The organism is Pseudoclavibacter chungangensis, assembly GCF_013410545.1.
Classification (GTDB): Bacteria; Actinomycetota; Actinomycetes; order Actinomycetales; family Microbacteriaceae; genus Pseudoclavibacter; species Pseudoclavibacter chungangensis.
In genome coordinates this window covers 904,948-918,209 of sequence record NZ_JACCFV010000001.1, presented here as the reverse complement: position 1 = coordinate 918,209, position 13,262 = coordinate 904,948, and the positions used below count along the sequence as shown (strand labels likewise).

Sequence of the window (13,262 nt, the reverse complement as noted above, 5' to 3'; positions counted from 1 at the left end):
CGAACGCCCGAACGGGGTGTCCCCGACCTGATCAGGTCGGGGACACCCCGTTCGGGCCGCGTGAGGTCGACGAGGGGTGGCGAGCATCCCGGGTCGACGCGCGCTCAGTCCCGTTCGTGCACGCCGTACGGCTCGGCCACGACGATCGCCTCGCTCCGGCCGGACAGGAGCTTCGAGACGGGGCAGCGCTCGTGCGCGGCGACCGCGAGCGCGGCGGCCTCGTCATCACTCGTGTCGGCGAAGGCGATGAACGCGCGCGGCCGGAATTCGTAGCCGGGCCCGGGCGACGCCCGATGCAGTTCGACGACGACGCGGACGCCGACCTCCCGGTCGTCGCCAGCGACGACCCGGGCGCTCGCGCCCAGGCACGTCGCCCACGCGAGTGCGAGCAGCTCCTCCGGATTGGTCGCGTCCTCCGACGCTCGATCGTCTCGTGCGGCCACGCGCACGGATGCGGTGCCACCCGGGTCCGGTGGAGCGAGCGGCGAACGCACCGCGACCCGCAGACCGTCGACGACGGCGCTCTCACCCGTCGCGCCGGTTCGGTTCACGGCCGTCGCGGTGTACAGCGCTTCCGTCGAGTCGGTCATGGGTCCCCTCCCCCGGCCGTCATGCGTCCGTCGTTCACTCTATACTTAGACCGCGTTCAACAAGATCGAGCGCGTTCATTCGGCCCACGGGCCACCATCGGAGACGATCACCATCAGCACCTCGCGCGCGCACGTCGACGACGCTCCAGGCGACCGGCCGCAGGACCTCGCCAAGCCGAACCGCGACGACACCGCCTCACAGCCCGTCACCGACGCCTCGCGGACGCCGGCCCGACCCGTCGTCGAGCTCCGGGACGTCTCGAAGCGCTATGACGCGGATCGCGGTGTCGTCACGGCCCTCGACGACGTGACCCTCACGATCGACGAACGCGAGATGTTCGGCATCCTCGGCGAGAGCGGTGCGGGCAAGTCGACGCTGCTGCGCCTGCTCGGCGGCCTCGAGCACCCGAGCGAGGGCACCGTGCACATCGACGGTGTCGACCTCGCCTCGCTCGACCGCCGCGCCATGAACCGCATGCGTCACCGCATCGGCACGGTCTTCCAGGGCTTCAATCTGCTCGGCAACCGCACTGTGCGCCAGAACATCGAACTGCCGCTGCGCATCCAGCACCGACGGGACCCCGAGTTCGTCACCTCGCTGCTCGAGTTCGTGTCGCTCGCCGACCGCTCGGGGCACTATCCCGCGCAGCTCTCGGGCGGTGAGAAGCAGCGCATCGCGATCGCGCGCGCGCTCGCCACACGCCCCAACGTCCTCCTCTGCGACGAGCCCACGAGCGCGCTCGACACGAACACGACCGCCGACATCCTGCGGTTGCTGCAGAACGCGCGGGACGAGTTCGGGACGACCGTCGTCATCGTCACGCACGAGCTCGATGTCGTGAAGACGGTCTGCGCACGAGCGGCCGTGTTCGAGCGGGGACGCCTGCAGGAGATCCTCACGGTTCGTGCGAGCGATCGCGCCGAGAGTACGAGCTACCTCGAGCACGCACGGGCGGTGCTCGATTCGTGAACGAGATCATCGAGATCTTCACCCGGGACGGCGACAAGATCGTCAAGGCGCTCGGGGAGACCGGCTTCATGGTGGGCGCGGCGATCCTCGCCGCGGTGCTGCTCGGACTGCCGCTCGGCACGCTCATCTACCTGTCCCGCCCCGGCGGGCCGGCTCAGCGTCGCGGCCTTTGGGTGCTCGCCGACGGGTACGTGACGGTCGTCCGGTCGTTCCCGTTCCTGCTGTTCATCGTCTTCCTCATCCCGGTCACGAGGCTCGTGTTCGGGACGACGTTCGGGACGGTCGCCGCCTCGTTCCCGCTGTGTTTCGTCGCGGTCGCGATCTACGCGCGACTCGTCGAACAGATCCTGCTGGAGGTGCCGAGCGGCATCACGCAGGCGGCCGCCTCGATGGGAGCGACGACACCGCAGCTCGTGTTCAGGTTCCTGTTCGTCGAGGCACGGTCCGGCCTCGTCTACGCGCTCACGAGCGCCACGATCACCTTCATCTCCTACTCGACGGTGCTCGGCGTCGTCGGCGGCGGTGGTGTCGGCGACTTCGCGATGCGCTACGGCTACCAGGAGTACGACTTCGCGCTCATGTACATCACGATCGCGCTCATCATCGCGATCGTCCTCGTGCTGCAGTTCGGCGGCCGGCGCGTCTCGCGCGCCCTCGACAAACGTTGACCACCCACGCCTCGGCCACGTGCCGACTCCGACGCCACACATCGATCGACACCACGAAGGAACCGTCATGAAACCCCGCGTCCTCGCCCGTATCGCCGCCGTCGCGGCCGCCGCACTCGTCCTCGCCGGATGCTCCGCCGATGCCGGTGCGGGCGATTCGACCGTGATCAAGGTCGCCGCCGCGACGACCCCGATGACCGACATCGTGCGTGCCGCGGGTGAGGCCATCGGCGACGGCTACACGATCGAGCTCGTCGAGGTGGCCGACTACGTGCAGCCGAACGTGATGCTCGAGGCCGGCGAGATCGACGCGAACTTCATCCAGCACGTGCCGTTCATGGAGGAGTTCAACACCGCGAACGGCGCCTCGCTCGTGGGGGTGCAGCCCGTGTACCTCACGATGGTGTCGTTCTACTCGAAGACCCTCACGTCGATCGATCAGCTGCCGCAGAACGGCACCGTCACCCTCCCGCAGGACCGCCCGAACACGGGCCGCGCGCTCGAGATGCTGAAGGAGGCGGGCATCATCTCGCTCGACCCTGCCGTCGAGAAGTATCAGGCGACGCTCGACGACGTCACCGACAACCCGCGCAACCTGCAGTTCAACCAGGTCGAGCTGTTGCAGCTCAACGCGGCCTACGAGGAGTCGGATGCGGTGTTCAACCTTCCGGCGTTCGCGCGCCAGATCGGGCTCGACCCGTTCGCCGAGGGGCTCACGCTCGAGGAGGACCCGCAGTTCGCGGTGACGCTCGTGACGCGCGCCGACAACCAGGACTCACCGGAGGTCGCGGCGCTCAAGACGGCGTTCACGAGCGAGCAGGTCAAGGCCGTCGTCGAGGAGTTCGGCATGCACACGGCGTTCTGATGCTCGCGTGCGGCGCCCCGCTGCCGCACGCCATGAATACGCCCGAGGGGGCGTGCTCGAAACACGGCCGAGCACGCCCCCTCGGTTGCACGACCACTCGCGTTCCGTCGCGCACGTGGCCCGCGCCCTTCCCGGCGCTGGATCACACGTGCCCGACACGACCACGCGCCGGCCCCGGCCCCGGCCCCGGCCCCGGCGGTGCCCCGACTCGGTCGCGAACGGGGCGCCGAGCCTCGAGGCCCGGTCCATCACCGCCCCGGCCTCACGATCCGGCGATGCGGAGCGCCGCGCGGACGTCGGCCGTGCGACGCCGTTGCGCACCCCACTGACGAACACCCCGACCCACGCGGGGCGGCGGCCGCCCCGTTCAGCCGACGAGCTGCTGCAGCACCTGGAAGGCGACGGCCACGACGAGCGCGTTGTAGAAGAAACACACGACGCTCTGGACGAGCACCGTCCGCCGCACGCGCACGCCGCGGATCGACGCATCGCTCGTCGCGAACGACGTGCCGATGACGAACGAGAAGTACAGGTGATCGAGCACCGACGGGGCGTTCGTCCCGGGGATGTCGATCGCCCGCGTCCGCCCGTCCCGATGCGCGAGCGCCTCGTACACGTGCGCGAACCCGACCTGCAGGAGCATCCACGACAGCACGACGCCGAGCGAGGCGGCTCCCGCGAGGACGGCGCTGTCGACGCCGCGCGCGAGATCGGCGCGAGCACCGAGCGCGACGACCGCCGAGTAGGCTCCCACGACGCTCGACAGCAGCGGGAGCAGCCAGTTCCAGCGCTCCACGAAACCCGCCTCCTCGCGCGTCGCGGGCGGTCGTCGCTCCCCCGACCAGGCGGTCCCGAAGACGAGCAGGAGATACGCGACGGCGACGCCCTCCCACGCGAACAGGGCCGTCAGGTCGCCCGCGATCACGTACCAGCAGCTCGCACCGATCATGACGAGTTCCGCGACGACCTCGATCCAGACGGCGACGCGGCGGCGGCGCCGAGCCGCGCCGTCCGATCGTGTTCCACGCATCCCGGTGTCCTCCCGTTCACGCGATGAGCCGGCGCATCGGCGCGACGCAGGTGATGCGCCGCCGTCCAAGCATGCCCGCTCGTTCCGGTGGCCGCTGTATCGCCGACGCGACGGTTCTGCTGAATGCGACATCCGGCGGGCCGGCGCGCACCGGGATCGGTCGCTCGACCCGACGTGACCGACACCGTCGAAGCTGAGGATCCCCTGGATATACGTTCGCGCAGGCCACTGTTCTGCGGCGTGTGGTGCGCCGCGACGCCCGAACGCCCGCTCCGCGTCCTCGAGCTGTGGTATCCAATTGGGCACCGGCATCAGGGAGGACGCATGGGCGGCAGTGGGGCTCGACCGAATCCGGGAATCACCCGGCGACGCCTCCTGCAGTTCGGTGCGGCCGGCCTCGCACTCGGTGCCGTGAGCTCGCTCGCCGGGTGTGCCGCCGACCCGGTCGGCGCGACGACGTCCCGCCTCCTGCACGGGGCGACGGGCGGCGGACTCAAGGACACGCTCGATGCGCACTTCCCCGTGACCGTCCCCGACATCGCGCGCGTGCGCAACCTCTACGAGACGCTCCTGCGCTACTCGCCCGAGTACGAGATCGAACCGTGCCTCGCCGAATCGTGGGAGCGCAACGCCGACGCCACGGTGTGGACGTTCTCGCTCCGCCGCGGCGTGACCTTCCACGACGGGCGCCCGTTCACGGCCGACGACGTCGCCGCCTCGGTGCTCCGCATGTGCGATCCGGAGCAGCCGAGCGCCTACGCGCTCACGATCTCGAAGATCATCGACCGCGAGTCGTCGGGCGCCCTCGACGAGCACACGTACCGCATGGTGCTCACGTCCCCCTATGCCGTGCTCGACCAGACGATGGCCAACTACACGCTCGGCATGGTGCCCGCCGACTACGACCCCGACCACCCGATCGGCACGGGCCCCTTCCGCTACGAGAGTTTCGTGCCCGGCCAGCGCAGCCTGTTCGTCCGGCACACCGACCACTGGGAGCGCACCGCCGACTTCGAGGAGCTCGTGATCCTCGACTTCGCCGACGACGCCGCGAAGGTCAACGCGCTCCTCGCCGGACAGGTGCAGAGCGTCGACAACCTCCCCCGCTACCTGGCGGGGGCGATCGAGGAGCAGGGCGCGCACGCGCTCGTGTCCGAATCCGGGGGTTGGACGCCGTTCACGATCCGCGTCGACCAGGAGCCGTTCAGCGACGTGCGCGTCCGACAGGCGCTCCGACTCGTCGTCGACCGGCAGGAGATGATCGATCAGGCGTTCAGCGGCTTCGGCCGGGTCGCGAACGACCTCTACGCCCCCTTCGATCCGGCATACATCGGCGACGAGCTCCCCCAGCGCGTGCAGGACATCGACGAGGCGAAGAGCCTCCTCAAGCAGGCCGGGCAGGAGGATCTGCAGGTCGAGCTCGTCACCTCGAGCGGGATCGGCGCGGGCGCCGTCGAATCGGCCAACCTGTTCGCGCAGCACGCGCGCAAGGCCGGCATCGACGTGCGCGTGAACAAGGTCGACAGCTCGATCTTCTACGGTGACCAGTACCTCTCGTGGCCCTTCGCGCAGGACTTCTGGGAGACCCGCATGTACCTCCTGCAGGCCGAGGCGTGCGCGCTGTCCGATTCGCCGTACAACGAGACGCACTTCAGCCATCCGGTGTTCGAACAGCTCATCCACGACGCCCAGCGGGAGGTCGACGACGCCAAGCGCCGCACGCTGCTGCAGGACGCGCAGCGCATCGAGTACGAGGAGGGCGGGCTCGTCGTGTGGGGGTTCAAGAGTCACGTCGACGCGTACAGCGACTTCGTGACCGGCTTCGAACCGGTGATCGAGATGCCCATGTCGGGGTTCCGCTTCAACCGGGCGTCACCCGTGGACGAAGCGTGATGCCCTGTGGACGATGCGCGGAGGACGGGACCTGACATGAGCGGCAGGGAGGACGAATGAGCAGCGCGAAGCCACCCGGCGACGTGGGCGGTGCGGGCGAGCAGCTCACGACCGCCTCGGTCGCGCTCGCCGCGTCGGGCCCGCGGACGGACGGCCGACCGCGATCCGCCGTCCGGGCGTGGGCGTGGTGGCTCCTGCGCCGCGTCGGTCTCGCCGTGCTGACCCTGTGGGCCGTCTCGGTCATCGTCTTCCTCTCGACGACCGCGCTCGGGGACCCCGTGCGCGCGATCCTCGGCAAGGACTATGAGGTGAGCCCCGAACGCGTCGCCGCGATCAGCGCCGAGCTGCACCTCGACCGCAGTCCCGTCGAGCGGTACGTCATCTGGCTCGGCGATCTCCTCTCCGGAAATCTCGGCAACTCCGTCGTGAACGGGCTGCCCGTCGGCGAGCTCATCGGCGAGCGGCTCACGAACAGCCTCTTCCTCGTCACGATCGTGGCGCTCATCATGATCCCGCTCGCGATGCTCGTCGCGCTCGTCTCGGCCCGATTCCGCGGCGGGCCGATCGATCAGACCCTGCAGGTGATCAACCTCACGCTCGCCGGGATCCCCGAGTTCGTGACCGGCATCCTGCTCGTCGCCCTGTTCTCGACGACCGTGCTGCACCTCCTGCCCGCCGTGACGGTGCTGCCGCCGGGCGAGATGGCGTGGCAGCGGCCGTCGTCGATGGTGCTCCCCGTCGCGACGCTCGTCCTCGCGATCGTGCCCTATCTCGCGCGCATCCTGCGCGCGAACCTCCTCGAGGCCATGGACGCCGACTACGCCGAACTCGCGAGACTCAAGGGTGTCCCCGAGAGCGCCGTCCTCCTCCGGCACGCACTGCCGAACACGCTCGTGCCGGCCGTGCAGGTGACCGCACTGCAACTCGCGTGGCTCCTCGGCGGTGTCGTGCTCGTCGAGTACCTGTTCAACTATCCGGGCATCGGCGCGCTCCTCGTCGACTCGGTGCGCAACGCCGACTTCCCCGTCGTGCAGGCGCTCGCGATGATCATCGCGGCCGCCTACATCGTCGTGAACCTCGTCGCCGACCTGCTCTCGATCCTGCTCACGCCGCGCGCGAGGACGGGGATGCTCGCATGATCCGGGATCTGCTGCGCGATCCGCGCATCGTCATCGGCGGGGTGCTCACGCTCCTCGTCGTCGGGCTGGCCGTGTTCGGGCCCTGGCTCGCGCCGTACGGCGAGTACGACATCGTCGGCCGGCCCTACACCTCGGAGGGTGGTCCGCTCGGCACCGACTACCTCGGCCAGGACGTGCTCTCACGCGTCCTGTACGGCGGCCGCTCGATCCTGCTCACGGCGGTGCTCGCGACGCTGCTCGGGGTCGTCGTCGGTGCGCTGTGGGGCGTCGTCGCCGCATACTCCGGCGGCTGGCTCGACGAGGTGCTCATGCGCACGAACGACGTCTTCCTCGCCCTGCCGCAGATCCTCGTCACGCTCCTCGTGCTGAGCGCCGTCCCCGAACCGAACATGTGGATCATCGTCGCGCTCGTCGGCTTCACGCACATCTCCCGCGTCGCCCGCGTCGCGCGCGGTGTCGCGCTGCCGATCGTGTCCCAGGACTTCGTCGTCGCGGCGGAGGCGCTCGGCGAGCCACGCTGGCGGATCGTACTCACCGAGCTGCGTCCGAACGTGACCGTGCCGCTGCTCGCCGAGGCCGGGCTGCGGCTCACGTACTCGATCGGCATGGTCGCGGCGATCGGCTTCCTCGGTTTCACGACCGATGCCAGCGCGGCCGATTGGGGGCAGATGACGAACGAGAACCGCCTCGCGCTGCTCGTGCAGCCGTGGGGCGTGCTCGCGCCGGTCATCATCATCGCGCTGTTCACGATCGGCACGAACCTCGTCGCCGACGGCATCGCGCAGCGGACGGCGAGGGGGAACCCATGAGCGAGCACGACGCCGGTGCGCCCGGCCCCGCGGACGGCGGCGACGTCGGCGTGGTCGACGACCTCGTCGTCACGGTCACCTCGACGGGCACCGACATCGTCCGCGGTGTCGACCTGCGCCTGCGCTCGGGGCGCATCCTCGGGCTCGTCGGTGAGTCCGGATCGGGGAAGACGACGACGGGGACGGCGCTGCTCGGCTACGCGCGGCGCGGCGCGGCGATCACGGGCGGCACGATCCGCATCGCGGGCCACGACGTGCGCTCGCTGTCGCCGGCCGAGGTGCGCCGGATCCGCGGCGTCGACATCGGCTATGTCCCGCAGGACCCGTCGAGCGCGCTCAATCCCGCGATCCGCATCGGGCGGCAATTGCGTGAGGCCCTCGATCTGCACGACATCGGCACCCCGGCGGAGCGCGAGGAGCGGATCCGCGAGATCATGCCCGAGGTCGGACTGCCCGCCGACGACCAGTTCCTCGCTCGCTATCCCCACCAGCTCTCGGGCGGTCAGGCGCAGCGCGTGGCGCTCGCGATGGTGTTCCTGCCGCGGCCGCGGGTGCTCGTGCTCGACGAGCCGACGACCGGCCTGGATGTGACGACCCAGGGGCGCGTGCTCGCGACGCTCGACGAGCTGTGCGATCGCTTCGACGTCGCCGCGCTCTACGTGACGCACGACCTCGCCGTCGTCGCGACGATCGCCGACGAGGTCGCCGTCATGCACGACGGTGTGCTCGTCGAGACGAACACGACGCGAGCACTGTTCCAGCACCCGCAGCACGGGTACACGCGCGCGCTGGTGAGCGCGATCCCCCGCCTGCGCCCGAGCGATCCGACGCTCGACCCGACGAGCCGCGACGACGAGGATCACTCCGAGGAGCCGCGCGCGGTGCGTGCACCGCTCGTGCTGCGTGTGTGCGAGCTCGAGGTGAGCTACGGCGCGAGCCGCGTCGTGCACGGCATCTCGTTCGACGTGCGCGAGGGCGAGATCGTCGCGCTCGTGGGTGGTTCGGGTTCGGGGAAGACGACGACCTCGCGCGCCGTCGGCGGACTCTTGCAGGATTGGCGCGGCGAGGTACTGCTCGGTGACGAGGCGCTCGCGCCGGGTGCGAGGCATCGGCAGGCGTCGCAGCCCCGGGCCCTGCAGTACATCTTCCAGAACCCCTACCAGTCGCTCAATCCGCGCCGCACGGTCGAGCAGATCCTGCGCCGGCCGCTCGAACTGTTCGGGCTCGCGTCGGGGCGTGCCGCGCGCGACCGCACGCGGGAGCTGCTCGCCGACGTGCAGCTCGACGAGCGACTCGCGACGATGCGCACCGATCGACTGTCGGGCGGCGAGCGGCAGCGCGTCGCGATCGCGCGGGCGCTCGCGGCCGAACCGCGCGTGCTCGTGTGCGACGAGATCACCTCGGCACTCGATGTGTCGATCCAGCGCGCGATCATCGATCTGCTGCTGCGCCTGCGTGACGAGCGCGGCATCGCGATGCTGTTCGTCACCCACGACCTCGCCCTGGTGCGAACGATCGCCGACCGCGTGCTCGTGCTCGAGAACGGCGCACTCGTCGAATCCGGCCCGACCGAGCAGGTGCTCGGCGACCCGCAGGCCCCCTACACGCGCGAACTCGTCGCGAACACCCCGAGCGTCGACCGCGCGTTCGCAACGTGACGTCGGGCGAACGCAGACCGAACCGCGCTTCGACGCGGTAGACCATCGCCTCAGAGCGGCAGCTTGAGCCCGATGTGCGAGTCCTGGTAGCCGAGCCGGCGGTAGAAGCGCAGGGCACGCTGTCGGGCGCGATCCATGGTGATCTGCGAGAGCGAGGCGCCGCGGGCGCGGCCGTGTTCGTGGGCCCAGCCGAGCATGGCCGTGCCGAGGCCGTGCGAGCGCTCGGCCGCGAGCACACGCACCCCCTCGATCTGCAGCCGCGTCGCGCCGCCGCGCGAGAGTCCGGGGATGATCGAGAGCTGCATCGTGCCGACCACGCGCTCGGACTCGTCGGTCACGACGGCGAGGAAGTGCGTCGAATCCCGTGAGACGGCGTCGTAGGCGGACTCGTAGTGTGCGAGATCCGCGCGCTCGCGCTCGGCCGCGATCTCGTCGTCGGCGAGGAGCGCGACGATCGCGGGAACGTCGCGTCGCTCGGCCCGGCGGAGCCGGTACTCGCGCCCGTCGAGGCGCAATCGACCACCGGGGGACGTCCGCGCCTCGCGCCGCAGCCTGGCGATGAGCCGGTCGAGCCACTCGCCCACGTTTCGCCGCGCCTCGTGCGTGTCGGGGTAGCGGCAGCGCAGGTGCAGCCCGTCGTCGTCGAGGATGAACCAGAGCATGACGCCGTCGGTGCGGATCGTCGCGCCGACGTACTGCGCCTCGTAGCCGCGCGCGTCGACGCGCACCGGCAGGCGGCGAAGGTCGAGCCACGAGATCGCGAACATGCCCGGTGCCTCCGGCATGCCGCCCCACGGCCGGAGCACGTCCTCGAGCGGACACGAACCGAGCCGGACGGCCTCCTTGACGGCGGCGGCGCACGCGGCCGGGTCCGGATCGGTCGACTCGAGCACGGCATTGGTGATGAACCAGCCGACCGACTCGTGCCAGCCCGGGTCGTAGCGGCTGTGCACGGGGAACACGGCACGCAGCGGCTCCCCCGCGAGTTCGAGCGTGACGGCCGTCATGGCGGACACCGCGAGGGTGAGCGTCGACACGCCGTCCTCGCGCGCCTGGGCCGAGAACGCGGCCGCGTCGTCGACGTCGAGCACATCGCGCACCTCGACGCGCTCGGACTGCGGATCGGCGTCGCCGAGGGGCAGCGGGAAGCGGGGCATCACGTCGCCGCTCGCGGCGAGCACCTCGGCCCAGCGGGTGCGGACGTCCTCGGGTGCAGTGGGCCGCTCGCGCAGCGCCGCCGTGTGCTCCGCGAAGGGACGCGCCGGGGCGAGCTGCGGATCGTGGCCGTCCGCCCGCGCGCCGAGCGCCGTCAGCAGATCACGCGCGATGACGAGCATCGACCACATGTCGACGTGCGAGTGGTCGGCCGCGACGACGACGGTCGGCCCCGCATCGGTGTCGACGACGCACAGGCGGTGCGACGGCGACGAGTACGGCCGGCAGTGCGCGTCGAGCGTCTCGCGCAGCGCGTCGTTGACGGCCTGCCCCGCGGCGATGTCGTGCTCGGTCCACGTGCCCGGCCCGATCTCGATCTCCTCGAGCCGCGGCTCGCCGTCGTCGCCGCGCACGAATCGCGTGCGCAGCGTGCCGTGACGCGCGACGACGTCGAGCCACGCGGCCGCGAGCGCGTCGAGGTCGACGGGCGCCGGGAGTCGCAGCAGAAGCGCCATCCACGAACCGGGTCGATCGCCCGCCGAGACGTGCCGCCGCTGGTCGAACGAGGCGGGCAGGAACCGGCCAGTCGGCCGGACGCGCACGTCGTACCCCAGCAGCCTGCCGAATGGGAGCCGCAGGTGGGCCACGTTGGTGAGCCGCATGATCGGTACGCTATCGCCACACCGCACCGAGTCGCGAACCCGAGGGAGCCACGATGACCACGTTCCATGTTCCGGGGGCCGATCTGGATGTCGAGCTGAGCGACGAGGGCGGCGCGCCGGTCGTGCAATTGCACGGTCTCACGTCGAGCCGGCGGCGCGACCGACAACTGAACCTCGACCTCGGGACGGGACTGCACGGTACCCGCCTGCTGCGCTACGACGCGCGCGGCCACGGACGCTCGACGGGCCGCACGGTGCCCGACGACTACCGTTGGACCTCGCTCGCGGACGATCTGCTGCGCCTGCTCGACGCGTGGTTCCCCGGTGAGCGCGTGCACGGGGTCGGTCCGTCGATGGGTGCGGGCACCCTGCTGCACGCCGCGGTGCGCGACCCGGGTCGCTTCTCGGGCTTCACGCTCATGTTGCCGCCGACGGCCTGGGACACGCGGGCCGCGAAGGCCGAGGAGTACCGCGTCGCGGCCGACCTCGTCGAGTCGCGGGGCATCGGCGCGTTCGTCGCCCTCAACCGGCTGAAGCCGTCGCCGCCCGCCGCGAAGCGCCTCCCCGACAGCCTGCCGGAGGTGTCCGAGGCCCTGTTCCCGACCGTCTTCCGTGGCGCGGCGGCGAGCGACCTGCCCGATCCGGAGCAGATCGCCCGCATCGACGTCCCGACGACGCTGCTCGCGTGGATCGACGACCCCGGCCACCCCGTCTCGACGGCCGAACGGCTGCACGGCCTGCTCCCCCACAGCACGCTCACCATCGCCTCGACCCCGGCGGACGTCGGGACGTGGCCCGGCGTGTTGCGTGACGACGTGGCCCACCGCAGCTGATGGCACCGACGACGCGGCGATAATCGAGGCATGCCCGGACGAGCGAGGAGACGACCGCCCGTCGTCGACCGGCGGAGGCTGCCCGTCTACCGGGCGGGTGAGAACGAGTCGTCGTTCGTCATCGCGGGCATGGACGAGCGGGTCGAACAGGACACGGCCTGGGCGCCACACGCGCACCCCACGCACGAACTGCTCTGGAACCTCGCGGGCGCGTCGAGCGTCACGATCGGCAGCCGCACCTGGACGATCACGCCGACGATCGGGCTGTGGGTGCCGGCGGGCCTCCTGCACTCGGGCCGCGCCCCGGCCGGCACCTGGTATCGCACGGCGCACTTCGACGTGCGAGCGACGGCCCCCATCGCCGCATCCCCCGTCGCGATCGAGATCACCCCGCTGCTGACCGAGTTGCTCGAGCGCCTCGCCTATCCGGCGCTCGCGCCCGCATCGCGCGATCTGACCGAGCGGCTCGTCCTCGACGTCCTGGCGCCGTCGCCGCACACCCTGCTCGTGCACCGTCCGGAATCCACGCTGCTGCAACCGATCGTGGCGGCGCTCGACACCGATCCGGGCGACCCGCGGAGCCTCACCGACTGGGCGACGGAGCTCGGCGTGAGCGAACGCACCATCACGCGCGCGTTCAGTGCTGAGACGACGATGAGCTTCAAGGCGTGGCAGACCGAGTTCCGCATGCAGTACGCCGCCGCGCTGCTCACCGAGGGCGCTCCCGTCGCCGTCGTCGCGGAGCGGGTCGGCTACGCCTCGGCGAGCGCGTTCGGTGCGGTGTTCCGTCGGACGATCGGTCTGACGCCCGGTCGCGTGCGCGGTGACGGCGCACCCGGTGATGTCCGAAACGCGACAGGTTCCGTCGGTATCGCTTGATTGCACCGTCCGCCGCACGTGCCTAGGGTTTAGGTAACCCTTCCCTCATCTGCCCGTCTCGGCTCCGGCAAGGGTTTTCCGTTCACCCCTTCACGAGAGTGAGTCCCTTCA

12 protein-coding genes are annotated in these 13,262 nt (G+C 70.7%); 9 read left to right on the top strand and 3 right to left on the bottom strand.

Annotated elements, in window-relative coordinates; translation table 11 throughout:
• Positions 1–104: 104 nt before the first annotated feature.
• Entirely contained in the window at positions 105–590 is a 486-nt protein-coding gene (locus HNR16_RS04080; RefSeq protein ID WP_158041595.1) for an OsmC family protein, read from the bottom strand.
• Between the two features lie 307 nt (positions 591–897).
• On the opposite strand from HNR16_RS04080, the gene HNR16_RS04075 reads away from it, so the two are divergent.
• The 3 genes from HNR16_RS04075 to HNR16_RS04065 all read left to right on the top strand — a co-directional run bounded on the left by HNR16_RS04075 (position 898) and on the right by HNR16_RS04065 (position 3,093).
• Positions 898–1,560 (top strand): methionine ABC transporter ATP-binding protein, encoded by a 663-nt coding sequence (locus HNR16_RS04075; RefSeq protein WP_225737948.1) that lies wholly within the window; start codon positions 898–900, stop codon positions 1,558–1,560.
• The gene (locus HNR16_RS04070) at positions 1,557–2,228 is read left to right on the top strand and encodes a methionine ABC transporter permease (protein ID WP_225737949.1); all 672 of its coding nucleotides are present in this window, start codon (positions 1,557–1,559) and stop codon (positions 2,226–2,228) included. Before HNR16_RS04075 ends, HNR16_RS04070 begins: the two co-directional genes overlap by 4 nt.
• Positions 2,229–2,295: 67 nt before the next feature.
• Positions 2,296–3,093, top strand: a complete 798-nt coding sequence (locus HNR16_RS04065) for a MetQ/NlpA family ABC transporter substrate-binding protein (RefSeq protein WP_158041597.1) — start codon at positions 2,296–2,298, stop codon at positions 3,091–3,093.
• Between the two features lie 367 nt (positions 3,094–3,460).
• Here the strand turns inward: HNR16_RS04065 and HNR16_RS04060 are convergent, their stop codons facing one another.
• Positions 3,461–4,123, bottom strand: coding sequence for a DUF1345 domain-containing protein (locus tag HNR16_RS04060; RefSeq protein ID WP_179558090.1), 663 nt, complete (start codon positions 4,121–4,123; stop codon positions 3,461–3,463).
• A 324-nt stretch (positions 4,124–4,447) separates the two neighbouring features.
• On the opposite strand from HNR16_RS04060, the gene HNR16_RS04055 reads away from it, so the two are divergent.
• From HNR16_RS04055 to HNR16_RS04040, 4 genes are read left to right on the top strand one after another with little or no spacing between them, the layout of a single operon-like run.
• Positions 4,448–6,016 (top strand): ABC transporter substrate-binding protein, encoded by a 1,569-nt coding sequence (locus tag HNR16_RS04055; RefSeq protein ID WP_225737950.1) that lies wholly within the window; start codon positions 4,448–4,450, stop codon positions 6,014–6,016.
• A gap of 56 nt (positions 6,017–6,072) precedes the next feature.
• The gene (locus HNR16_RS04050) at positions 6,073–7,155 is read left to right on the top strand and encodes an ABC transporter permease (RefSeq protein WP_158041599.1); all 1,083 of its coding nucleotides are present in this window, start codon (positions 6,073–6,075) and stop codon (positions 7,153–7,155) included.
• Positions 7,152–7,964, top strand: coding sequence for an ABC transporter permease (locus tag HNR16_RS04045; protein ID WP_158041600.1), 813 nt, complete (start codon positions 7,152–7,154; stop codon positions 7,962–7,964). Before HNR16_RS04050 ends, HNR16_RS04045 begins: the two co-directional genes overlap by 4 nt.
• Entirely contained in the window at positions 7,961–9,622 is a 1,662-nt protein-coding gene (locus tag HNR16_RS04040; protein WP_158041601.1) for an ATP-binding cassette domain-containing protein, read from the top strand. The genes HNR16_RS04045 and HNR16_RS04040 overlap by 4 nt, the downstream gene beginning before the upstream one ends.
• 50 nt (positions 9,623–9,672) lie before the next feature.
• On the opposite strand, the gene HNR16_RS04035 is transcribed toward HNR16_RS04040, so the two are convergent.
• Positions 9,673–11,439 (bottom strand): GNAT family N-acetyltransferase, encoded by a 1,767-nt coding sequence (locus tag HNR16_RS04035; protein ID WP_158041602.1) that lies wholly within the window; start codon positions 11,437–11,439, stop codon positions 9,673–9,675.
• Between the two features lie 53 nt (positions 11,440–11,492).
• Here HNR16_RS04035 and HNR16_RS04030 point away from each other — a divergent pair, with 53 nt between their 5' ends.
• Both HNR16_RS04030 and HNR16_RS04025 read left to right on the top strand, forming a co-directional pair.
• A complete protein-coding gene (locus HNR16_RS04030; RefSeq protein ID WP_158041603.1) occupies positions 11,493–12,272 on the top strand; it encodes an alpha/beta fold hydrolase in 780 nt (259 codons plus the stop codon).
• A gap of 30 nt (positions 12,273–12,302) precedes the next feature.
• Positions 12,303–13,151: a helix-turn-helix domain-containing protein gene (locus HNR16_RS04025; RefSeq protein WP_158041604.1), complete on the top strand. Its 849-nt coding sequence runs from the start codon at positions 12,303–12,305 to the stop codon at positions 13,149–13,151.
• The last annotated feature ends 111 nt before the right edge of the window (positions 13,152–13,262 follow it).

What these genes read in the sequence shown, in the direction of transcription:
- HNR16_RS04080 (WP_158041595.1), bottom strand. Translation starts at nt 590, where the DNA reads ATGACCGACTCGACGGAAGCGCTGTACACCGCGACGGCCGTGAACCGA.
- HNR16_RS04065 (WP_158041597.1), top strand. Translation starts at nt 2,296, where the DNA reads ATGAAACCCCGCGTCCTCGCCCGTATCGCCGCCGTCGCGGCCGCCGCA.
- HNR16_RS04060 (WP_179558090.1), bottom strand. Translation starts at nt 4,123, where the DNA reads ATGCGTGGAACACGATCGGACGGCGCGGCTCGGCGCCGCCGCCGCGTC.
- HNR16_RS04055 (WP_225737950.1), top strand. Translation starts at nt 4,448, where the DNA reads ATGGGCGGCAGTGGGGCTCGACCGAATCCGGGAATCACCCGGCGACGC.
- HNR16_RS04050 (WP_158041599.1), top strand. Translation starts at nt 6,073, where the DNA reads ATGAGCAGCGCGAAGCCACCCGGCGACGTGGGCGGTGCGGGCGAGCAG.
- HNR16_RS04045 (WP_158041600.1), top strand. Translation starts at nt 7,152, where the DNA reads ATGATCCGGGATCTGCTGCGCGATCCGCGCATCGTCATCGGCGGGGTG.
- HNR16_RS04040 (WP_158041601.1), top strand. Translation starts at nt 7,961, where the DNA reads ATGAGCGAGCACGACGCCGGTGCGCCCGGCCCCGCGGACGGCGGCGAC.
- HNR16_RS04035 (WP_158041602.1), bottom strand. Translation starts at nt 11,439, where the DNA reads ATGCGGCTCACCAACGTGGCCCACCTGCGGCTCCCATTCGGCAGGCTG.
- HNR16_RS04030 (WP_158041603.1), top strand. Translation starts at nt 11,493, where the DNA reads ATGACCACGTTCCATGTTCCGGGGGCCGATCTGGATGTCGAGCTGAGC.
- HNR16_RS04025 (WP_158041604.1), top strand. Translation starts at nt 12,303, where the DNA reads ATGCCCGGACGAGCGAGGAGACGACCGCCCGTCGTCGACCGGCGGAGG.